Origin of the sequence: Mesorhizobium marinum, assembly GCF_040813675.1 — a bacterium.
Taxonomy (GTDB): Bacteria; Pseudomonadota; Alphaproteobacteria; order Rhizobiales; family Rhizobiaceae; genus Mesorhizobium_K; species Mesorhizobium_K marinum.
Genome location: NZ_JBFOCI010000009.1, coordinates 36,780 through 56,205, shown reverse-complemented (window position 1 = coordinate 56,205; position 19,426 = coordinate 36,780). Strand labels below are relative to the sequence as shown.

The 19,426-nt window shown below is 66.2% G+C and carries 18 protein-coding genes; 10 read left to right on the top strand and 8 right to left on the bottom strand.

Translation table 11 applies throughout. The annotated features are described in order from the left end of the window. The first annotated feature begins 78 nt into the window (after positions 1–78). Both ABUE31_RS21360 and ABUE31_RS21355 read left to right on the top strand, forming a co-directional pair. A complete protein-coding gene (locus ABUE31_RS21360) occupies positions 79–537 on the top strand; it encodes an Rrf2 family transcriptional regulator (protein ID WP_367725776.1) in 459 nt (152 codons plus the stop codon). Next, the gene (locus ABUE31_RS21355; RefSeq protein ID WP_367725775.1) at positions 518–1,423 is read left to right on the top strand and encodes an NAD(P)/FAD-dependent oxidoreductase; all 906 of its coding nucleotides are present in this window, start codon (positions 518–520) and stop codon (positions 1,421–1,423) included. The genes ABUE31_RS21360 and ABUE31_RS21355 overlap by 20 nt, the downstream gene beginning before the upstream one ends. On the opposite strand, the gene ABUE31_RS21350 is transcribed toward ABUE31_RS21355, so the two are convergent. Next, positions 1,420–2,187 (bottom strand): DeoR/GlpR family DNA-binding transcription regulator, encoded by a 768-nt coding sequence (locus ABUE31_RS21350; protein ID WP_367725774.1) that lies wholly within the window; start codon positions 2,185–2,187, stop codon positions 1,420–1,422. The two genes, ABUE31_RS21355 and ABUE31_RS21350, sit on opposite strands and share 4 nt — an antisense overlap. A gap of 317 nt (positions 2,188–2,504) precedes the next feature. On the opposite strand from ABUE31_RS21350, the gene ABUE31_RS21345 reads away from it, so the two are divergent. Further along, entirely contained in the window at positions 2,505–3,395 is an 891-nt protein-coding gene (locus ABUE31_RS21345) for a phosphotransferase (RefSeq protein WP_367725773.1), read from the top strand. After that, on the top strand, positions 3,392–5,845 hold the full coding sequence (locus tag ABUE31_RS21340) for a GcvT family protein (RefSeq protein ID WP_367725772.1): 2,454 nt from the start codon (positions 3,392–3,394) through the stop codon (positions 5,843–5,845). The genes ABUE31_RS21345 and ABUE31_RS21340 overlap by 4 nt, the downstream gene beginning before the upstream one ends. Before the next feature lie 29 nt (positions 5,846–5,874). Here ABUE31_RS21340 and ABUE31_RS21335 read toward each other — a convergent pair whose 3' ends face one another. Beyond that, a complete protein-coding gene (locus tag ABUE31_RS21335; RefSeq protein ID WP_367725771.1) occupies positions 5,875–6,507 on the bottom strand; it encodes a class I SAM-dependent DNA methyltransferase in 633 nt (210 codons plus the stop codon). A 92-nt stretch (positions 6,508–6,599) separates the two neighbouring features. On the opposite strand from ABUE31_RS21335, the gene ABUE31_RS21330 reads away from it, so the two are divergent. Beyond that, positions 6,600–7,535, top strand: coding sequence for a phosphotransferase (locus tag ABUE31_RS21330; protein ID WP_367725770.1), 936 nt, complete (start codon positions 6,600–6,602; stop codon positions 7,533–7,535). Positions 7,536–7,565: 30 nt separating this feature from the next. Next, positions 7,566–8,195 (top strand): CDGSH iron-sulfur domain-containing protein, encoded by a 630-nt coding sequence (locus tag ABUE31_RS21325; RefSeq protein WP_367725769.1) that lies wholly within the window; start codon positions 7,566–7,568, stop codon positions 8,193–8,195. A gap of 18 nt (positions 8,196–8,213) precedes the next feature. Here the strand turns inward: ABUE31_RS21325 and ABUE31_RS21320 are convergent, their stop codons facing one another. Further along, entirely contained in the window at positions 8,214–9,119 is a 906-nt protein-coding gene (locus ABUE31_RS21320; RefSeq protein ID WP_367725768.1) for a DMT family transporter, read from the bottom strand. 204 nt (positions 9,120–9,323) lie between these two features. On the opposite strand from ABUE31_RS21320, the gene ABUE31_RS21315 reads away from it, so the two are divergent. Next, positions 9,324–9,935 (top strand): hypothetical protein, encoded by a 612-nt coding sequence (locus ABUE31_RS21315; RefSeq protein WP_367725767.1) that lies wholly within the window; start codon positions 9,324–9,326, stop codon positions 9,933–9,935. A 46-nt stretch (positions 9,936–9,981) separates the two neighbouring features. On the opposite strand, the gene ABUE31_RS21310 is transcribed toward ABUE31_RS21315, so the two are convergent. From ABUE31_RS21310 to ABUE31_RS21290, 5 genes are all read right to left on the bottom strand, one after another. Continuing rightward, a complete protein-coding gene (locus ABUE31_RS21310; RefSeq protein WP_367725766.1) occupies positions 9,982–11,265 on the bottom strand; it encodes an amidohydrolase family protein in 1,284 nt (427 codons plus the stop codon). After that, on the bottom strand, positions 11,262–12,203 hold the full coding sequence (locus ABUE31_RS21305; RefSeq protein WP_367725765.1) for an ABC transporter permease: 942 nt from the start codon (positions 12,201–12,203) through the stop codon (positions 11,262–11,264). The genes ABUE31_RS21310 and ABUE31_RS21305 overlap by 4 nt, the downstream gene beginning before the upstream one ends. Further along, positions 12,203–13,252: an ABC transporter permease gene (locus ABUE31_RS21300; RefSeq protein ID WP_367725764.1), complete on the bottom strand. Its 1,050-nt coding sequence runs from the start codon at positions 13,250–13,252 to the stop codon at positions 12,203–12,205. The genes ABUE31_RS21305 and ABUE31_RS21300 overlap by 1 nt, the downstream gene beginning before the upstream one ends. Further along, complete coding sequence (locus tag ABUE31_RS21295; protein ID WP_367725763.1) at positions 13,253–14,767, bottom strand: ABC transporter ATP-binding protein; 1,515 nt, start codon at positions 14,765–14,767, stop codon at positions 13,253–13,255. A gap of 165 nt (positions 14,768–14,932) precedes the next feature. After that, complete coding sequence (locus ABUE31_RS21290; protein WP_367725762.1) at positions 14,933–15,937, bottom strand: BMP family protein; 1,005 nt, start codon at positions 15,935–15,937, stop codon at positions 14,933–14,935. 286 nt (positions 15,938–16,223) lie between these two features. Here ABUE31_RS21290 and ABUE31_RS21285 point away from each other — a divergent pair, with 286 nt between their 5' ends. The 3 genes from ABUE31_RS21285 to ABUE31_RS21275 are packed head-to-tail and all read left to right on the top strand — an operon-like array spanning position 16,224 to position 19,411. After that, positions 16,224–17,981 carry an ABC transporter ATP-binding protein gene (locus ABUE31_RS21285; RefSeq protein WP_367725761.1) on the top strand — a complete coding sequence of 586 codons (1,758 nt, stop codon included), beginning with the start codon at positions 16,224–16,226 and terminating at the stop codon, positions 17,979–17,981. Positions 17,982–18,016: 35 nt separating this feature from the next. Further along, positions 18,017–19,102, top strand: a complete 1,086-nt coding sequence (locus ABUE31_RS21280) for a dipeptidase (RefSeq protein WP_367725851.1) — start codon at positions 18,017–18,019, stop codon at positions 19,100–19,102. Positions 19,103–19,156: 54 nt separating this feature from the next. Next, complete coding sequence (locus tag ABUE31_RS21275) at positions 19,157–19,411, top strand: DUF2188 domain-containing protein (protein WP_367725760.1); 255 nt, start codon at positions 19,157–19,159, stop codon at positions 19,409–19,411. Positions 19,412–19,426: the final 15 nt, after the last annotated feature.

Genomic DNA, 19,426 nt, shown 5'->3' with positions numbered 1-19,426 from the left:
AGATAACAGCGCGGCGCAGATTTAGGAAAGTGTATCGCCGTCCTTGATTGCCCGCCATTTCGTAACTATAAAAGTTACATGAAGCGAAACAGCAAGCTTTCGGCATCCCTGCACGCGCTGGTGCATATGGCTCACAGGCCGGACCACGCGATGACCTCCGAGCAGATCGCATCCTGGCTGAACACCAATCCCGTCGTCGTGCGGCGCATGGTGGCCGGCCTGCGCGAGGCCGGCATCCTTTCGTCGACTCGCGGCCATGGCGGCGGCTGGACGCTGGCGCGGCCGGCCGACCGGATCACGCTCGCCGACGTCACGGCGGCGCTGGACGAGAAGCTGATTGCGTTCAGCACCGAACCGGAGAATCCACGCTGTCTCGTCGAGCGCGCCGTCAACCGATCGCTCGACGACGTTCGGGACGAGGTCGAACGGATTCTGGCGCAGCGCCTCGCGCAAGTGACCCTCGCCGACCTTGTCGCCGAATGCGGCGCAGGCGTGTCGGCCCACCTGGAGAACAATCATGTCCACGACCGCAACTGACGTCGCCATCATCGGCGGCAGCTTCGCCGGACTGTCGGCCGCGCTGCAACTCGCACGCGCCCGCCGAACGGTGACGATCTTCGACACCGGCGAACCGCGCAACCGGTACGCCGCGGCATCGCACGGCTTCCTCGGGCAAGACGGCGTGCCGCCCGCCGACATCATCGCCGGCGCCCGCAGGCAGCTTTCCGCCTATCCGACCGTGCGCTTCGTCGACGCCCGGGCGGAAAGCGCCGACGGTGCGGCTGACGCCTTCACCCTCTCCGGCGCGAACGGCGGGACGCTATCGGCGCGCCGCATCGTGCTCGCGCATGGCGTCAGCGACGCGCTGCCCGACATCCCCGGCCTCGCCGACGAATGGGGCCGGCGCGTCGCGCATTGCCCCTATTGCCACGGCTACGAATTCGGCGGTCGTCCGCTCGGGGTACTGGCGGCCAACGGTCCGGTCGCGTTGCACCACGCCCTGCTGGTGCGCGAATGGGGTCCGGTCACGCTGTTCCTGAACGGCGCGATCGAGCCGGACGCCGACATGCTCCAGCAGTTCAAGGCGCGCGACGTCGCGGTCGAGCGGCGATCGGTCAAGGCCGTCGCCTCACGTCCGGACGCCCTGACCGTCCAGTTGGACGGCGGCGGCAGCGTCAACCTGGCCGGACTGTTCACGCAGCCGCGCTCGACCCTCACCAGCAGCATCGGCGAACAACTCGGCTGCGTGAACGTCGACGGCCAGTTCGGCCCGATCGTCAAGGTCGACGACATGAAGCAGACGACGGTGCCGGGCGTATTTGCCGCAGGCGACATCGCGCGGCCGGCGCCGAGCGTTCCGCTTGCGGTGGCCGACGGCGCGCTGGCCGGCGTCGCCGCGCACCGGTCGCTAGTGTTCGCCTAGCGGGATCCCGCGACGACGAGCTTGGCGCCGGCGCCCTCGATGGCCGCAGCGACGTCACGCGGCGGCGGCAGGTCGGTCACCAGTTCGCCGAAAGCCGAGAAAGCGCAAACCTGGACCAGGCCCTGGCGTCCGAATTTCGTATGGTCGGTGACGACGATCGTCCGGGTGCCGCGCGTCAGCACGACGCGGGCGAACTCCGCCTCCTCGAGCACGTAGTCCATGACGCCGTCCTCCGCGTCGATGGCGCCGGCCGTGATGACGGCGTGGTTGACGCTGAACCGGCTGACGAACTCGATCGCGGAAACGCCGAAGGCGGCCCCTGAATCGCTGCGCAACTCGCCACCCGCCATGTACACCTTGTTGCCGTTCACGGTTGCCAGCGTGCGGGCGATGTCGGAGGAGTTGGTGACGACGGTCAGGCGGCGGTGGTTGAGCAGTTCGCGCGCCAGGAAGCTGGTCGTCGTACCCGTGTCGAGCATGACGGATTCGCCGTCGCCGATGGTGCCGGCGACGTGGCGGGCGATGGCGCGCTTGGCGTCGGCCTGCTCGCGCATGCGCCGCTCGAAGGGCGCCTCGCCGACCACGGACGGCAGGCCTATGGCGCCATGCATCTTCATCACCGAGCCATCGCGGGCGAGCGGCTTCACGTCACGCCGTACTGTTTCGAGCGAAACGCCCAGCTTTTCGGCAAGGCGGGCGATCGTGATCGTCCCCTCCTCCTGGATAAGCTTCAGAATCTCGCCGTGCCGCTTGGAATAGTTCATCCGCCTCGCTGCGCCTCGAACGGAGGCCCCCTGCCCCACACCCGCGCTTCTACACCGTTTCTCGCCGATTTGGTTCGAAATCGTCGAAGCAACCGCCGATCCGGCCTGGCTGACAGGTTCCCGGGATTTCGATCGTCAATCGGTCATAAAGTCAAAAAAAACCACAAAATCGCGTTGACAATGCGCGGGCGGCCATTCGACAGTGGCTGCCTGATTTCCAGGAACCGCCGGCGGCGAAGCCCTTCGCCACCGCACCTGCCGACGGGAATGTCGCAATTGGCATTGGGACGCACAGGTCCAGATATCGTGGTGCGCGCATGAGAGCGGCGGAATACCGTATCCGGTCGCTGAAGATGTGGAACGGGGCCATCTCGATCGAACCGCTGAAGGGCGGCCTCAGCAACGAGAGCTTTCTGGTCGCCGACGCGAACGGCAAGCATGTCGTTCGCATCGGCAAGGATTTTCCGTTTCACCATGTTCAACGCGAACGCGAAGTCATGGTCGCCCGTGCGGCCGCGGCGGCCGGCTTCGCGCCTGCAGTCACGTTCGCCGAAACGGGCGTCATGGTCGCCGACTTCCTGGACGCCCGGACCTATTCCGCGGACGATGTGCGCGCCAACCGCTCGCGCATCGCCAGGCTCATGCGGGACTTCCATCACGAAATGCCCAGGCATGTCTCGGGCGCCGGCTTCATGTTCTGGGTTTTCCACGTCAACCGCGACTATGCCCGCACCCTGCAGGCCGGCAACAGCCGGATGACGCATCGGCTGCCCGAGTTCCTCGCACTTAACGACGCGCTGGAGGCGCGGCAGATGCCGTTGCCGGTCATCTTCGGGCACAACGACCTCCTGCCCGCCAACTTCCTCGACGACGGGCACAAGCTCTGGCTGATCGACTTCGAATATGCCGGCTTCAACACGGCCATGTTCGACCTCGCCGGAGCGGCATCCAACGCCGGCATGACAGCCGACGAATCCGACGAACTCCTGGCCGAGTATTTCGGCCATGCGCCCGACATCGACCTCCGGCGCTCGCACGCGGCCACGCAGTGCGCCTCGCTGCTGCGCGAAGCCATGTGGTCGATGGTGTCGGAACTGCACCTGGCAGCGCCGGGCGCCGACTACGCGGCCTATACGGCCGAAAACCTCGCGCGGCTCGACGCCGCTCTCGAAACGTACCAGACGACATACGGAAAGCTGCTCCCATGACCCTGCCAAGCCAAGCCGCGATCGTCGTGATCGGCGGCGGCATCATCGGCTGCTCCACGGCCTACCACCTGGCGCGCGACCACAAGGCCGACGTGATCCTCCTGGAACAGGGAAAGCTCACCTCGGGGTCGACCTGGCATGCGGCAGGACTGGTCGGGCAGTTGCGCTCGTCGGCGTCGATCACGCGGGTGCTCAAATATTCCGTCGACCTCTACAAGGGGCTGGAGGCCGAGACGGGACTGGCAACCGGCTGGAAGATGACCGGGTGCCTGAGGCTCGCCACCAACACGGACCGCTGGACGGAATTTCGCCGGCTGGCGACCACCGCCAGGAGCTTCGGCATGGACATGCACCTGGTGTCGCCGGAGGAAGTGAAGCGCATGTGGCCGCTGATGGACGTGTCCGATCTCGTCGGCGCGTCGTGGCTGCCGACCGACGGACAGGCGAGCCCTTCCGACATCACGCAGTCGCTGGCCAAGGGCGCGCGCATGCATGGCGCGAAGCTGTTCGAGGGCGTGCGCGTCACCGGCTTCGAGATGAAGGACGGGCGTATCGTCAAGGTGAAGACATCGGCCGGCGACGTCGCCTGTGACAAGGTGGTCAACTGCGCCGGGCAATGGGCGCGTCAGGTCGGCGCGATGGCCGGCATCACCGTGCCGCTGCAACCGGTGAAGCACCAGTATATCATCACCGAGAAGCTCGAGGGGCTGGCCGCCGCCGCACCGACGATCCGCGATCCCGACCGGCGCACCTATTTCAAGGAAGAGGTCGGCGGGCTGGTGATGGGCGGATACGAGCCGAACCCGCAGGCCTGGGAAACCGGCCTTGCCGGCGGCGACGTGCCCGACGACTGGGAGTTCCGCCTGTTCGACGACGACTTCGATCATTTCGAGCAGCATATGGAGCAGGCCATCGCGCGCGTGCCGGCGCTGGAGACGGCCGGCGTCAAGCAGATGATCAACGGCCCGGAGAGCTTCACGCCGGACGGAAACTTCATCCTGGGATCGGCGCCGGAGTGCACCAACATGTTCGTCGGCGCCGGCTTCAACGCCTTCGGCATCGCGTCGGGCGGCGGCGCAGGCTGGGTGCTGGCGCAATGGGTGGTGGACGGCGAGGCGCCGCTCGACCTCTGGGTGGTCGACATCAGGCGCTTCTCCGGCCTGCACCGCGACCGGCGATGGGTCGCCGACCGCACCCTCGAAGCCTATGGCAAGCACTACACGGTCGGCTTCCCGCACGAGGAATATGAAAGCGGGCGCCCGCGCATCGTCTCGCCGCTCTACGAGCGGCTGAAGGCGCACCGCGCAGTGTTCGGCTCGAAGCTTGGCTGGGAACGACCGAACTGGTTCGCGCCCGAAGGCGTCGAGGCCCGCGACGTCTATTCTATGGGCCGGCAGAACTGGTTCGCGGCGGTTGGCGAGGAACACCGCCACGTCCGCGAAAAGGTCGGCATCTTCGACCAGTCGTCGTTCGCCAAGTACGAGCTGTCCGGAAAGCAGGCCCAGCAGGCCCTCGACTGGATCTGCGCCAACGACGTCTCGCGGCCGCCCGGCCGGCTGACCTACACGCAGTTGCTCAATACGCGCGGCGGCATCGAGGCGGACCTGACCGTGGCGCGGCTCGCCGACGACCGCTTCTACATCGTCACCGGCACCGGATTCCGGACGCACGATTTCGGCTGGATCGAGGACCACCTGCCCGACGGGCTCGACGCCAAGCTGGTGGACGTCACGGAGCAATTCGGGACCCTGTCGCTGATGGGGCCGCGGGCGCGCGACGTGCTTTCGGCAGCGACCGATTCGGACGTCTCCGATGCCGGCTTTCCATTCGGGCATGTACGCGAGATCGTCATCGCCGGACATGCGGTTCGCGCGCTCCGCATCACCTATGTCGGCGAACTCGGCTGGGAACTGCACGTACCGCTGGCCGCGACCGGCGATGTATTCGATACCCTGATGAAAGCCGGCGCCAAGCACGACATCCGGCCAATCGGCTACCGCGCGCTGGAAGCGCTCCGGCTGGAAAAAGGATACCGCGCCTGGGGCTCCGACATCACGCCGAACGACACGCCCCAGGAGGCAGGCCTCGGATGGGCCGTAAAACTTCGCAAGAACACGGATTTCCTGGGACGGCGCGCGCTGGAGAAGGCGTCCGGCGAGCCCCTGAAGAAACGGTTCGCGGGCTTCACGGTCGACGCTCCCGATGTCGTGCTGCTGGGCCGCGAGACCATCCTCAGGAATGGCGAACCGGTCGGCTATCTGACATCCGGCGGTTACGGCTACACGATCGGCAAGAACATCGGCTACGGCTATGTGCGCAACGCCGACGGCGTGAGCGACGAGTTCCTTGCTTCCGGCAACTACGAACTGGTCGTGGCGATGGACCGCACGCCGACCAGGATCTGGCTGGAGCCGATGTACGATGCGAAAGCGGAGCGCGTGAAGGCGTAGACTGAGCCGGCCACCCCAATCCGGGCAGTTCACATCCGCCGCAGCACCAGCCCGCGGCTCGGCACAGTGCCGGCCTCACCCGGCATCGAGACGTAGGGTTCGGTCTCCTCGGCGCGCGCGACGAGACCCTGTCCCTCCAGATCGGCGATGCGGGCGGAGAAACCACCGTCCCAAAGCGTGTTCTTGACCGTAAGCACGACGGCGCCGCCGGGGCGGCAGATGCGGATGAGTTCGTCGAGCCCCTCGACGCCGACGTGGCCCGACGTGAAGACGCCGGCCGACACAATGCCCGCGAAATGGTCGTCCGCGAAGGGCAGCGGCCCGCCGAGGGCCAGCCGGTGGAAGGCCCTGTAGGCGCCCTTCCCGGCTGCCTTGGCCAGCATGCCTTCGGAGATGTCGAGTGCCTCGACATGCGGATAGCCCATGATGCCGAGCCACTCGCCGATCAGGCCGGTGCCGGCGCCGGCGTCGAGCAGGGGCGACGCGCCGCGCGGCAGATGGCGCGACAGAAGCGCAAGGCAGATCGAGGGGTGGCGGTAGCCGGCAAGCGCCATCTCCTGGTCGTAGGTTTCCGACCAGCGGTCGTAGAGCGCGGCGACCTCGCCCGCGTCCTTCGCGTCGTAGACGGCGCCGAGCGCCCCGTCATGCCTGCTGCCTGACATTGGAAATTGCCTGTTCATGCGTGTCACTTCGATCATAGCCAAGGGAGGCGAACTGTGGAACGGTCCCGCCGGACAAAACGACAGGGGGATTCATGAGCGACCTGGACCTGGCGCGCCAAGCAATGGCCGGAGTGCCGCTGCTCAAGGACTATGACGGGCCTGTCGTCAGGCTGGGCGGACTGACCAACCTGGTTTTCCAGGTCGGCGACCACTGCATCCGCGTGCCCGGAAAAGGAACCGAAGAGTACATCAACCGTGCGCACGAGGCCGTCGCCGCGCGCGAGGCAGCAAAGGCCGGCGTCAGCCCTGAAGTCCTCTATTTCGACGAGAAGGGCGTGATGGTGACCCGCTTCATCGACGAGGCGCAGACAATGTCGCCGGCAGCCTTCAAGCTCAACGAGGCAGCGCCGGCGCGCGCGGCCGAGGCCTTCCGCAAGCTGCATACTTCCGGCGCGGTCTTCCCCTTCCGCTTCTACCTTTTCGCGATGATCGACGACTACCTGAAGGTGCTGTCGACCAAGGAGGTGGAGCTGCCGCCGGGATACCACGACGTGCTGCATGAGGCCGAGGACATCCGCCAGGCTCTGTCGCTGCACCCCGCGCCTCTTGTCGCCTGCCATTGCGATCCGCTGTGCGAGAATTTTCTCGACGCCGGCGACCGCATGTGGATCGTCGACTGGGAGTATGCCGGCATGAACGACCCGATGTGGGACCTCGGCGACCTGTCAGTCGAGGGCAAGTTCGGCGAGCGGCAGGACGAGGAGATGCTGCGCGCCTATTTTTCCGGCGAACCGAGACCGGCCGAACGCGGGCGCGTGGTGATCTACAAGGCGATGTGCGATCTCCTGTGGACGCTCTGGGGCCTGATCCAGCTCGCCAATGCGAACCCGGCCGAGAACTTCCGCGCCTATGCCGATGGGCGTTTCGCGCGTTGCCGCGCGTTGATGCAGACGCCGGACTTCTCGCGACACGTCGCGGCGGTGCGCAAGGGAAAGATTCCCGCTTCAACCGTCCCCGGCCCGTGCTAGGCTTCGGTCGACAGGCTGAGGAGCGCACCCATGACCCGACGTTTCGTCGAAGGCGAGGCAATCGATGTCGGTTTCGACGGCAAGCGCTGCATCCATTCGCGCAACTGCGTGCTGGGCCACCCGGACGTATTCGAACCGAACGCGCCCGGCGAGTGGATCCATCCGGACGCCGGATCGGTGGACGCCATTACCTTCATCGCGCGCAGCTGCCCGTCGGGCGCCATTACCTACAGGCGCAAGGACGGCGGCCCCGACGAGCAGCCGCCAGTCGTCAACACCGTGCGGATCAGGGAAAATGGCCCGCTGGCCTTCAGTGCCGACATGGAGATCGCAGGCGAAGACGCGTTGCGCGCCACGCTGTGCCGCTGCGGGGCATCCGGGAACAAGCCCTATTGCGACGGCAGCCACACCAAGAGCGGGTTCGCCGCCAGCGGCGAACCCGCGGCGAAGGAGTCGAGCCCGCTCGAGGCGCGCGACGGGACGCTCAAGGTCACGCCGCAGCCGAACGGATCGCTGAAGGTCGAAGGCAACCTGGAAATCGTCAGCGGCACCGGCCGCACCATCGACCGGGTGACGCGCGTCTTCCTCTGTCGTTGCGGCCATTCCAAGAACAAGCCGTTCTGCGACGGCAGCCACAAGGCGGCAGGCTTCGTGGGCTAGCCCTCGGGCCGACCGGGCTCAATTCACGCCCTTCGGTATGTCTTCCGGCGCAACGGTGGCCACCACCTTCTGGCGATGGAAGATGAAAAGGCCGGCAAGGACGACGATGGCCGCACCCGCGAGGATGCGCGGACCGGGCACGTCGCCGAAGAAGGCCCATCCGAAGGCGACCGCCCACAGCAGCATCGTGTAGTGCATCGGCGCAAGCAGGGCTGCCGGCGCCAGCTTGAGGGCGCGCACGATCATCAGATGCGCAAGGCAGGCGACGACGCCGAGAAGCAGCATGCCCGACCATTCGACCGCGTCTGGCGTCTTCCAGTTGCCGATCATGAGCAGGCCGCCGACGATCAGTGTGCCGATGGTCTGCCAGGTCACCAGCGTGGTGTCGCTGGTGCCGCGCAGCATGCGCCCGAGGATGATGATCAGCCCGAAGGCGACGCTGCCGGCAAGCGCGTAGAACGATGCCAGGGAAAACGATCCGGTGGGCTGCAGCATGACGAGCACGCCGCAGAAGCCGACGAGGATCGCCGCCCAGCGGCGCCAGCCGACCGGCTCGCCGAGCAGGAGGTGCGACAGCGCGGCGACGTAGATCGGCCCGGCCATGTAGAAGCTCATGACGTCGGCCAGCGGCAGGTAGTAGACGGCCGCGTAGAACAGCACCGTCTCGACTGCGGCGAGCATGGCCCGCGTGAACTGCAGCCACGGCCTGTCCATCACCAGCAGCGCGCGCGGCCCCTGGTGCGCGATCATCGGGCCAAGCACCAGGAAGGCGCCGATCGAGCGCACGAAGACGACCTGGCCGACCGACAGCGTGACCACCAGCCACTTGCCCATCGCGTCGTTCAGCGAAAACATGAAGTCGCCGCCCAGCATCAGCAGGATGCCGAGCAGGACCTGGTTCCGAGGATTGCGCAGAAATGTCATCCAGCCCGCCGCCTGTCTGGCCAAGGGGTTTAGACGCGATCATTGCGCATGGCGAGGGCAAGGTTGGAGCAACGGCTTGTGCCAGCCTTCCGCATAGGCAGTCGGCTGTGGCCGCGGTCGATGGACCGGCAATTTTAATCAAAAATCAACTTTCCCTCAGGGCGCGGTTCACCGCCGTTCGAACCGATGCTAAGGTCGCCGGCGATGAAGCGGCCGTCGGTTCTAGTCGGATTGGTGTTTGCGTCGGCCCTCGCCGGGCAGGCTTGGGGATTCGACTACCGTATCGATCCTTCGGCGCCGCACAGTTCGCAGTTCCGCTTCACCTTCGCCGAAAAGTCGCCTCTGGCCTCCGGGGCGAATACGCGCGACGCCGGCATTCCGGCGGAATACGCCTCGGCAATGACCTGGTATCGCGTCGCTCTGGCGCAGGGATACCAGGCTCCCCTGGTGACCCGCTCCTGGATCTACAGCGACCAGTTGCCCGAGCCGCTGCAATGGGCCTGGAGTGCACCCAACGGCGACCTGGTCGCGCGCACCGGCAAGGGCTCGTTCCTGCTGTCCTTCGAGGACAGCGGCAAGAACTGGTTCCGCGAACTCAACTGCCGCATGATCCAGTGGCCGGGCGGCGACGCGCAAGCCGTGATGAACTGCAACGACGGCACGCAGCGCACCATGCTGATCCCCGAGGAAGGGGGTGTCGTCATCGGCAACGTGCAGTATCGCCGGGCGTTCCAGCAAGCGCCGATCAACTTCGACGATGCGCTGCCGCAAGGCTATGCGCCGGCGGCAGCCTTCGACCAGCAGTCGATCGAGTAGCCCGGTCCCGGAAGAGCTTTAGCCAACGTCGAGTTCCGGCCGGTGATCAACCGGCCGGACGGTGGCGGCGGTGGACCTGGCCCGGACGCCCGGGCAGCGAAAGGAGCGTGTCGCGTCGCGGCCGCTCTGCGACCACCTTTCCGCGCGACACGACGCATAGCCTTTCGGCGCGCAGCCTGAGCGCCTCGACCGGATCGCCGGCGTCGAGGACGACCAGGCTGGCGCGTTTCCCGACGGCCAGGCCGAGAAGGTCGAGCCCCATGATCTTCGCGTTGACGTTGGTCACCATGTCGAAGCAGCGCGCCATGTCGGCCGGCGACGACATCTGGCCGACATGCAGCCCCATGAAGGCGACGTCGAGCATGTCGGCGGTGCCCAGCGAATACCACGGGTCCATGCAGCAGTCCTGGCCAAAGCCGACGCGGATGCCGTGCGTGATCATCTCGCGCACGCGCGTCATCCCGCGCCGCTTGGGATAGGTGTCGTGGCGGCCCTGCAGCATGATGTTGATCAGCGGGTTGGGGATCGCCGACACGCCGGCCTCGGCGATCAGCGGCAGGAGTTTCGAAACGTAATAATTGTCCATCGAATGCATGGACGTCAGGTGCGAACCGGCCACCCTGCCCTGCAGGCCGAGGCGCTGAGTCTCGTAGGCGAGCTGCTCGATGTGGCGCGACAGCGGATCGTCGGTCTCGTCACAATGCATGTCCACCATCAGGCCGCGTTCGGCTGCGATCTCGCAGAGCTCGGTCACCGAGCGCGTGCCGTCGGCCATGGTGCGCTCGAAATGCGGGATGCCACCGACGATGTCGACGCCCATGTCGAGCGCGCGGATTGTGTTCTCGCGCGCCGTCGGGTCACGATAAAAACCGTCCTGCGGGAAGGCGACGAGCTGAAGGTCGATATAGGGCGATACCTCTCGTTTCACCTCCAGCAGCGCCTCGACGGCGAGCAGCCGGTCGTCGCAGGTGTCGACATGAGTGCGGATGGCGAGCAGACCCATCGACACCGCCCAGTCGCAATAGCGCAGCGCCCGCTCCTTCACCGCCTCATGCGTCAGCAGCGGCTTCAGCTCGCCCCACAGCGCGATGCCTTCGAGCAGCGTTCCGGACGCGTTGATGCGCGGGATGCCGTAGGAGAGCGTCGCGTCCATGTGGAAATGCGGATCGACGAAGGGCGGCGCGACCAGGCAGCCGGTCGCATCGATGACGCGGCCGGCTTCGGCCTGGATCGACGGTTCGATGGCGGCGATGGCCTCGCCCCTGATGCCGATGTCGGCGATCATCCCGTCGGGCAGCGTGCCGCCCTTCACTACGAGGTCGAAACTCATCTCTCGCCTTTCTGGTAGGGGATCATCAGCGCTTTCGGGTAGGTGGCGCGGCGGGCCACGAGAATGAGCGCCAGGATCGACAGCGCGTAGGGCATCATCAGGAAGAGCTGGTAGGGCACGACGCCGCCGGTGATCTGCTGCAGCCGCACCTGATATGCATCGAAGGCGGCGAATAGGATTGCGCCCAGGAGCGCCTTGCCCGGCCGCCAGGAGCCGAAGACGACCAGCGCTATGCAGATCCAACCGCGACCGTTGATCATCTCGAAGAAGAACGAGTTGAAGGCGGACATGGTGAGGAAGGCGCCGCCGACAGCCATCAGCGCGCTGCCGACCACCACGGCTCCCATGCGGATGGCGGTGACGCTGATGCCCTGCGCCTCCACCGCGGACGGATTTTCGCCGGCGGCGCGAACAGCAAGGCCAAGCGGCGTCCGATAGAGGACCCCCGCCGTGAGGGCGACGGTGACGAAGGCGAGGTAGGTCAGCGGCGTCTGGTTGAACAGCGCCTGGCCGACGACAGGAATGTCGGAGAGACCGGGGATCGGGAGCGGCTGGAAGGGCTCGATCTTGGGCGGCGAGGTAACTTCCGGCAGCAACAGGCGGTAGGTAAAATAGGTAAGGCTGGTCGCCAGCAGCGTGATACCGATTCCGACGACATGCTGCGACAGGCCAAGCGGCACTGTCAGCGTGCCGTGCAGCAGACCGAACAGGGCGCCCGCCAGCGCCGCCACCACGACGCCCATCCACAGGTCGCCGCCGGCATAGACGGTGAACCAGCCGGCGAAGGCACCCGCCGTCATGATGCCCTCGATGCCGAGATTGAGCACGCCCGCGCGCTCGCAGATCAGTTCGCCCATCGTCGCGAAGATGAGCGGCGACGCGATGCGGATCGCGGCGACCCAGAACGAGGCGGACAGCAGGATTTCGAACGCGTCCATCACTTCCACCTCAGCCTGAAGCGCGTGAAGAGGATGGCCACCACCATGGTGAGCAGTGCCGTCGCCACCATGACGTCGGCGATGTAGCTGGGCACGCCGGCGGACCGGCTCATCGCGTCGGCGCCGACAAAGATGCCGGCGACGAAGATCGCGGAAGCCACCACGCCGATCGGATTGAGCATCGCCAGCATGGCGACCACTATGCCGGTGTAGCCGTAGCCGGGCGACAGATCGAGGGTGAGATTGCCCTTCAGGCCGGAAACTTCGCAGAAGCCGGCGAGCGCGGCGAGCCCGCCCGACAAGAGCGCCGTCTTCATCAGCACCGCGTTGACGGGGATGCCGGCGAACGCGGCAGCCTGCGCGTTGTGGCCGACCGCCCTCATCTCGTAGCCGAGCGCGGTCTTCTTCATGACGAACCAGAGCGCCAGCGCAGCGACGAGCGCGATGACGAAACCGTAGTGAAGGCGCTTGCCCTGGATGATGCGCGGCAACTGCGCTTCCGCGATGACCCTCGACGACTGCGGCCAGCCGAGACCCATCGGATCCTTCAGCGGGCCTTCGAGCAGCATCGAGACGAACAGCAGCACGATGAAATTGAGGAGCAGCGTCGTCACCACCTCGTCGACGCCGAACCGGGTCTTCAGAAGGGCCGGGCCGAGCAGCAGGAGCGCGCCGGCTGCCATGGCGACCACCATGATCAGCGGAATGAGCAGGAACGCCGGCAGCGGCAGTGCGCCGGTGCCGAGGACGACGGTGACGACGCCGCCGGCATAGAGCTGCGCCTCGGCGCCGATGTTCCAGAGCTTGGCGCGGAACGCCACGGCGACGGCGAGGCCGGTAAAGATCAGCGGCGTGGCGCGCGTCAGCGTCTCCAGCAGCGCGAACTGCGAGCCTGCGGCGCCCTTCCAGACCAGATGCATGACGGAATAGGGCGATGCTCCGGCGGCGAGCACCAGCAGCGCGGTTATGCCGAGCGTCACGGCGACCGCCAGCACCGGATAGAGCAGCGTCGCGCCGAGCGACGGCGCGGGTTTTGGTTCAAGCCGCATTCACGCCGCCTCCATTCCGTGGCCGGCCATGAGTTCGCCGAGTTCGCGCACCGAGCGCTCGCCGCGCTGGGAGGCCGACGAGAGGCGGCCCTTGGACATGACGATGATGCGGTCGGACAATGCGAGGATTTCCTCGAGATCCTCGGAGATCAGCAGAATCGCCGCGCCGCGCTCGCGGGCTTCTATGAGCTTGCGGTGGACGTAGCCGACGGCGCCGACGTCGAGGCCGCGCGTCGGCTGGTTGGCGAGGATCACCGCCGGCTCGGGGTCCAGCGCACGGCCGAGGATCAGCTTCTGCATGTTGCCGCCGGAGAGCAGCCGGATCCGGCTGTCCGGCGACGGGCACTTGACGTCGTAGTCGGCGATGATCTGCTCGGCGAACCTGCGGGCGGCGCGCCAGTCCAGGATTCCCCGATTGCCGAAGCGCGGCGTCCGGTACTGCTCGGCGATGACGTTCTCGGTAACGCTCATGTCGGCGATCGTCCCGACCGCATGGCGGTCTTCCGGGATACGGGCGATGCCCGCAGACAGCGCCGCGCGCGGCGACCATTCCTGTACGGCCGCACCGCGAACGATCATCTCTCCCGACGACGGCGCTTCCGTGCCGGCGATAAGCGCCGCGAGGGACGCCTGGCCATTGCCCGATACGCCGGCCAGGCCGGTGATCACGCCGCCGCGCAGCGAAAGCGAGATGCGCTCGAGCGACTGTCCCGATCCGCGGCGCGCCGTCGAGACCGCATTGAGCACCAGTTGCAGAGGGCCAGGCTCGACCGGCGGCACCGAGGCCTGCTCGACCTCCTTGCCAACCATCAGCGCGGCAAGTTCGCCGCGGCTGCTGTCGGCTGTTGCGCGCTCGCCGGCCAGCTTGCCCCCGCGCAGCACAAGCACCCGGTCGCTTACCGCCATGACCTCGTTGAGCTTGTGGGAGATGAAGATGATGGAAAGGCCCTGCGCGACGAGCAGCTTCAGGGTGGCGAAGAGAGCATCCGTCTCGGCCGGCGTCAGAACCGCCGTCGGCTCGTCTAGAATGAGAATCTTTGCATCGCGATAGAGCGCCTTGAGTATTTCGACCCGCTGACGCTCGCCGACCGAAAGCGAACCGACCAGCGCACCGGGATCGACCGCCAGGCCAAACTCCCGGGACATCTGCTCGATGCGCTGGCGCGCGCCCTTTCGGTCGAGCTTCCAGCCCCACAGTCCCTGCGTGCCGAGCGCGATGTTCTCCAGGACCGACATGTTGTCGGCCAGCGTGAAATGCTGGTGGACCATGCCGATGCCCGCCTCGAGCGCGGCGCGGGGATCGCCCGGCGGCAGCGGTTTTCCGAAAGCTTCGACCAGACCCTCGTCGGCGACGTAGTGGCCGAAAAGGATGTTCATCAGGGTTGTCTTGCCGGCCCCGTTCTCGCCGAGCAGGGCGACCACCTCGCCACGCGCGAGGTCGAAGGAGATCGCGTCGTTCGCGACGAGGGCGCCGAAACGCTTGGTGATGCCGGACAGGCGGAGAACGGGTGACATAGGCGAAATTCCTTCCTTCTCCCCTTGAGGGAGAAGGTGGCCGAGCGAAGCGAGGTCGGATGAGGGGTGTTCCAGCTGGCACCCCCCTCACCCGGATTGCCGACCGATTTGCGAAGGGCAAATCGGGGCAATCCGACCTCTCCCTCAAGGGGAGAGGTGAGTTCGTCAGCTCGACTTCGGCTCGTCGTCGTTGATGGCCACTGTGAAGGAGCCGTCCTTGATCGCCTTCTCCTTGTCGGCGACCATTGCCATGACGTCCGCGGGCACCTTGCCCTCGAACGTTCCAAGCGGCGCAAGCGAGCAGCCGCCTTCCTTCATGAAGGAATAGACGCCGTAGTCGGCCGCCTTGAAGGTTCCGGCCTTCACCTCGGCGATCGCCTTGTCAAGCGTCGGCTCGAAGTGCCAGAGCGCCGACGCGACGACCGTCTCCGGATAGTCGGCCTGGGTATCGATGACGTTGCCGATCGCCAGCACGCCCTTTTCCTTGGCCGCGTCGGAGACGCCGAAGCGCTCGGCGTACATGATGTCGGCGCCGCCATCGATCTGCGCGAAAGCGGTTTCCTTGGCCTTGGGCGGATCGAACCAGGAGCCGATGAAGGCAACCTGGAACTTCGCATCGGGCGCCGTCTCCTTCACGCCCGCCATGAAGGCGTGCATCAGCCGGTTGACCTCGGGGATCGGGAAACCGCCGACCATGCCGATGTTCTTTGACCTGGTCATCGCGCCGGCGACGATGCCGGTGAGGTAGGAGGCGTCCTGGATGTAGTTGTCGAAGACCGCGAAATTCGGGTTCTTGTCGTCCGGCTTGAAGGACGAGCCCATAAGGAAGGCAGTGTCCGGATAGTCGGCCGCAACGCTGCGGGCGGCTTCCTCCACGCCGAACACTTCGCCGACGATCAGCTTGTTTCCGGCCTCGGCATATTCGCGCATGACGCGCTCGTAGTCGGTGTTGGAAACATTTTCGGTGGCGACGTACTCGATGTCGCCGCGGTCCTTGGCGGCATTCGCGGCCTTGTGGATGCGGCTCACCCACTGCTGCTCGAACGGAACGGTGTAGATGGCGGCGACCTTCAGCTTCTCCTGCGCGAAGAGCCGCGAAGGCGTTCCGACCGCGGCGAGCGCGGCGGCAGCCCCCGATGCCTTCAGCACCTGCCTGCGTGATAGCGTCATGATTTCAGCACTAAGTTGATTTTTGGGCATATCGACCACCTCTGGTTGCTTCAGATTCAGGCACGTCCCGTCCTTGTTTTTATCAATTGGTAAAGGTCTAGGGGAAATCGGCGACACCGGCAATCGACTGCCCGTCGCGATCATGCATAACCCACAGACCGATCGCCTGGGCGCGGAATCGTGGCCACCATGCACCTGCGGCAGCCCGTGGGAAGCCATTCAACCGTGACTTGGCGGGTTCCTTCCTATATACGCCGCCTGCGCCGATTTTCCGGGACGTTCCAATTTGCTCAAGTTCTTCCGCTCCTCCGCAAACCAGCGTCTCGTCGCGCGGCTGTTGCGCGAATCCTTCCGCAAGCACGTTTTCGACTACAGCATCGCGATTTCCGCAATGATCGTGGTCGCCGGGATGACCGCGGCAAGCGCCTGGATCATGCGCGACATCGCGAACGAGTTCTCCGGCCCCAAGGACATCGACACCATCTATCTGATAGCCGGTGCGGTAGCGACGATCTTCATCGTCAAGGGCCTGGCGACCTTCATCCAGACGCTGTTCCTCAGCCGCGCCGGCAACTCGATCATCGCCGACCGGCAGCTCAGGATCTATGACCGTGTGCTGGAGCACGGCATCGAATTCTACCATTCCTATTCGTCGGCCGACCTGATCATGCGCATCACGCAGAGCGCGCAGAAGGCGCGTTCGGTGGTCGACACGCTGGTCACGTCGTTCATCCGCGACCTATTTTCGGTCGTCGGACTGGTTGCGGTCATGGCCGTCCAGCAGCCGATGCTGTCGCTCGTCGCCTTCATCATCGGCCCGATCGCCATCCTGATGGTCAACAAGCTCCTCAAGAGGACGCGCAAGATCGCGAAGCAGGAACTGGTGTCCGTGTCGATCATCATGCGGGTCCTGCAGGAGACGGTATTCGGCGCGCGCATCGTCAAATCCTTCAACCTCGAAGGCATGATGCGCGACCGGATGTACTCCGCCGTGGCCGACGTGCAGCGGCGGGCGAACAGCATGGCCGCCCTGCAGGCGATCACCGGCCCGATCATGGAGACGCTTGCCGGCCTAGCGATCGCCGGCGTGATCCTGATCAGCGGCTACCTGATCGTGGAAGGCGGCCACACGCCCGGTTCGGTCATGGCGTTCATCACGGCGTTGCTGCTTGCCTACGAGCCCGCCAAGCGCCTGGCGCGGGCGCGCATCGCGCTCGAAAGCGGCATGGTCGGCGTGCGGCTGATGTACGAGATGACCGACCGGCCGCTGAAGCTGACGGAGGCGCCGGACGCCAAGCCGCTGCCGGAAGGCGCCGGCGAAATCAGGTTCGACAACGTCTGCTTCTCCTATCGCGACGACGAACCGGTGCTGACCGACCTCAATATCGTCTTCCCGGCGGGCAAGATGACCGCGCTCGTCGGCGCCTCCGGCGGCGGCAAGTCGACGGTCCTCAACCTGATCATGCGGCTCTACGACCCTGACAGCGGTCGGGTGCTGTTCGACGGGGTGGATATCAAGGACGCGACGCTGCATTCCCTGCGCGAAAGGTTCGCCTATGTCAGCCAGGACACGTTCCTGTTCGACGCGACGGTGATGCACAATATCCGCATGGGTCGGCAGGACGCCACCGACGACGAGGTGATCGCCGCTGCCAAGGCCGCCAACGCGCACGCCTTCATCAAGGCGTTGCCCGACGGCTACGACACCAACATCGGCGAAAACGGCGTGCTGCTTTCGGGCGGCCAGCGGCAGCGCATCTCGATCGCGCGCGCGATGCTGCGCAATTCGCAGGTCCTGCTGCTCGACGAGGCCACCAGCGCACTCGATGCCGAATCGGAATCGCTGTTCCGCGACGCGCTCGACAACCTGCAGGAAGGACGCACGACGATCGCGATTGCCCATCGGCTGTCGACCGTGCATCGCGCCCACAACATCATCGTCATGGATGGCGGCCGGGCGATCGAGCAGGGAACGCATGCCGAACTGCTGGCCAAGCCCGACGGCGCCTACCGCAAGCTGCACGAATACCAGTTCCTTCCCTGAGGGCGGACGCGCCGCGCATCATGAACCAAGCCCCCCTGCAGCCCGTCTTCGACGGCCACAACGACGTCCTGCTCAGGCTGTGGAACCATGCCGCGAAGGGCATCGATCCGGTCGCGGAATTCATCGACGGGCCGACAGCGCTCGGCATCAAAGGCGCCGAACGGGGCCATATCGACCGGGCCCGCGCCAGGGCGGGTGGTCTGATCGGCGGCCTCTGCGCCATCTACATCTCGTCGGGCGATCTCGACTTCGCTGCGCCTGACGAGAGCGGCCGCTACGCCACGCCGCTCGCCGCCCCGCTGGAACGCCGGCCCTCGCTCGACGTCGCGCTGGAGATGATGGCGATTGCGCTGCGCATCGACCGGGCCGGTGGATGGAGCATCTGCCGCGGTTCGACCGACATCGCGGCGGCGGCGAGCGCCGGGTCCTTCGCCGCCGTCCTGCACATGGAGGGCTGCGAGCCGCTCGACGCCGACCTCTCCGCGCTGGAAACATTCCATGCCGCCGGCCTGCGCTCGCTCGGGCCGGTGTGGAGCCGCCCAAACATCTTCGGGCACGGCGTGCCCTTCGCCTATCCGATGAGCCCCGACACCGGTCCGGGTCTCACCGATGCCGGCAGGCGGCTGGTGGCGGCATGCAACAGGCTCGGCATCCTCATCGACCTGGCGCACATCACCGAGAAGGGATTTTGGGACGTCGCCGGCCTCACGGACCAGCCGCTGGTAGTCAGCCACTCCAACGCCCACGCGGTGACGCCGGCGGCGCGCAACCTGACCGACCGCCAGCTCGACGCGTTACGTGAGAGCAACGGACTTGTCGGCCTCAACTTCGCCGTCGCCATGCTCCGGCCCGACGGCCGCGAAGACGCCGACACGCCGATTTCGGACATGATCCGCCACATCGACCACCTCGTGGACCGGGTCGGCATCGACGGCGTGGCGATCGGCTCCGACTTCGACGGCGCGACGGTTCCAGCCGGGATCGGCGACGCTGCCGGCCTCCAGAAGCTCGTTGAAGGGTTGCGGAACGCCGGTTATGGTCGCGAGGACCTCGCCAAGATATGCCGGGACAACTGGCTGCGCGTGCTGGCGTCGGCCTGGCGCGAGGCAGCCGCCGCCTGAGCGCGGCGCACCGGCCGCACATTGTCGGGCCGACCGGGCAGAATGGAGAACTCCATGACCAAGGTTACCTACGAAGTCGTCGAGCATGACGGCGGCTGGGCCTACAGGCTCGGCCAGACCTATTCGGAGACCTTTCCCACGCACGCCGACGCGCTCGCCGCGGCCAGGATCGCGGCGGCCGAACAGCAGGTTGCTGGCAAAACCGAGGGAATCGAGTACGAAGATGCGTCGGGCCAGTGGCACGACGAGGTTTCGCAAGGCGACGACCGTCCGCAGACGGACGTTTCCGATGAAACCAAGCCAGATTGATCGCGAGCAGGCGGG

Excerpts from the sequence above, each read along its gene's own strand:
- ABUE31_RS21340 (WP_367725772.1), top strand. The coding sequence starts at position 3,392 with ATGACCCTGCCAAGCCAAGCCGCGATCGTCGTGATCGGCGGCGGCATC.
- ABUE31_RS21290 (WP_367725762.1), bottom strand. The coding sequence starts at position 15,937 with ATGACGCTATCACGCAGGCAGGTGCTGAAGGCATCGGGGGCTGCCGCC.
- ABUE31_RS21310 (WP_367725766.1), bottom strand. The coding sequence starts at position 11,265 with ATGAGTTTCGACCTCGTAGTGAAGGGCGGCACGCTGCCCGACGGGATG.
- ABUE31_RS21295 (WP_367725763.1), bottom strand. The coding sequence starts at position 14,767 with ATGTCACCCGTTCTCCGCCTGTCCGGCATCACCAAGCGTTTCGGCGCC.
- ABUE31_RS21335 (WP_367725771.1), bottom strand. The coding sequence starts at position 6,507 with ATGTCAGGCAGCAGGCATGACGGGGCGCTCGGCGCCGTCTACGACGCG.
- ABUE31_RS21300 (WP_367725764.1), bottom strand. The coding sequence starts at position 13,252 with ATGCGGCTTGAACCAAAACCCGCGCCGTCGCTCGGCGCGACGCTGCTC.
- ABUE31_RS21320 (WP_367725768.1), bottom strand. The coding sequence starts at position 9,119 with ATGACATTTCTGCGCAATCCTCGGAACCAGGTCCTGCTCGGCATCCTG.
- ABUE31_RS21305 (WP_367725765.1), bottom strand. The coding sequence starts at position 12,203 with ATGGACGCGTTCGAAATCCTGCTGTCCGCCTCGTTCTGGGTCGCCGCG.
- ABUE31_RS21330 (WP_367725770.1), top strand. The coding sequence starts at position 6,600 with ATGAGCGACCTGGACCTGGCGCGCCAAGCAATGGCCGGAGTGCCGCTG.
- ABUE31_RS21275 (WP_367725760.1), top strand. The coding sequence starts at position 19,157 with ATGACCAAGGTTACCTACGAAGTCGTCGAGCATGACGGCGGCTGGGCC.
- ABUE31_RS21345 (WP_367725773.1), top strand. The coding sequence starts at position 2,505 with ATGAGAGCGGCGGAATACCGTATCCGGTCGCTGAAGATGTGGAACGGG.
- ABUE31_RS21350 (WP_367725774.1), bottom strand. The coding sequence starts at position 2,187 with ATGAACTATTCCAAGCGGCACGGCGAGATTCTGAAGCTTATCCAGGAG.
- ABUE31_RS21325 (WP_367725769.1), top strand. The coding sequence starts at position 7,566 with ATGACCCGACGTTTCGTCGAAGGCGAGGCAATCGATGTCGGTTTCGAC.
- ABUE31_RS21360 (WP_367725776.1), top strand. The coding sequence starts at position 79 with ATGAAGCGAAACAGCAAGCTTTCGGCATCCCTGCACGCGCTGGTGCAT.
- ABUE31_RS21315 (WP_367725767.1), top strand. The coding sequence starts at position 9,324 with ATGAAGCGGCCGTCGGTTCTAGTCGGATTGGTGTTTGCGTCGGCCCTC.
- ABUE31_RS21355 (WP_367725775.1), top strand. The coding sequence starts at position 518 with ATGTCCACGACCGCAACTGACGTCGCCATCATCGGCGGCAGCTTCGCC.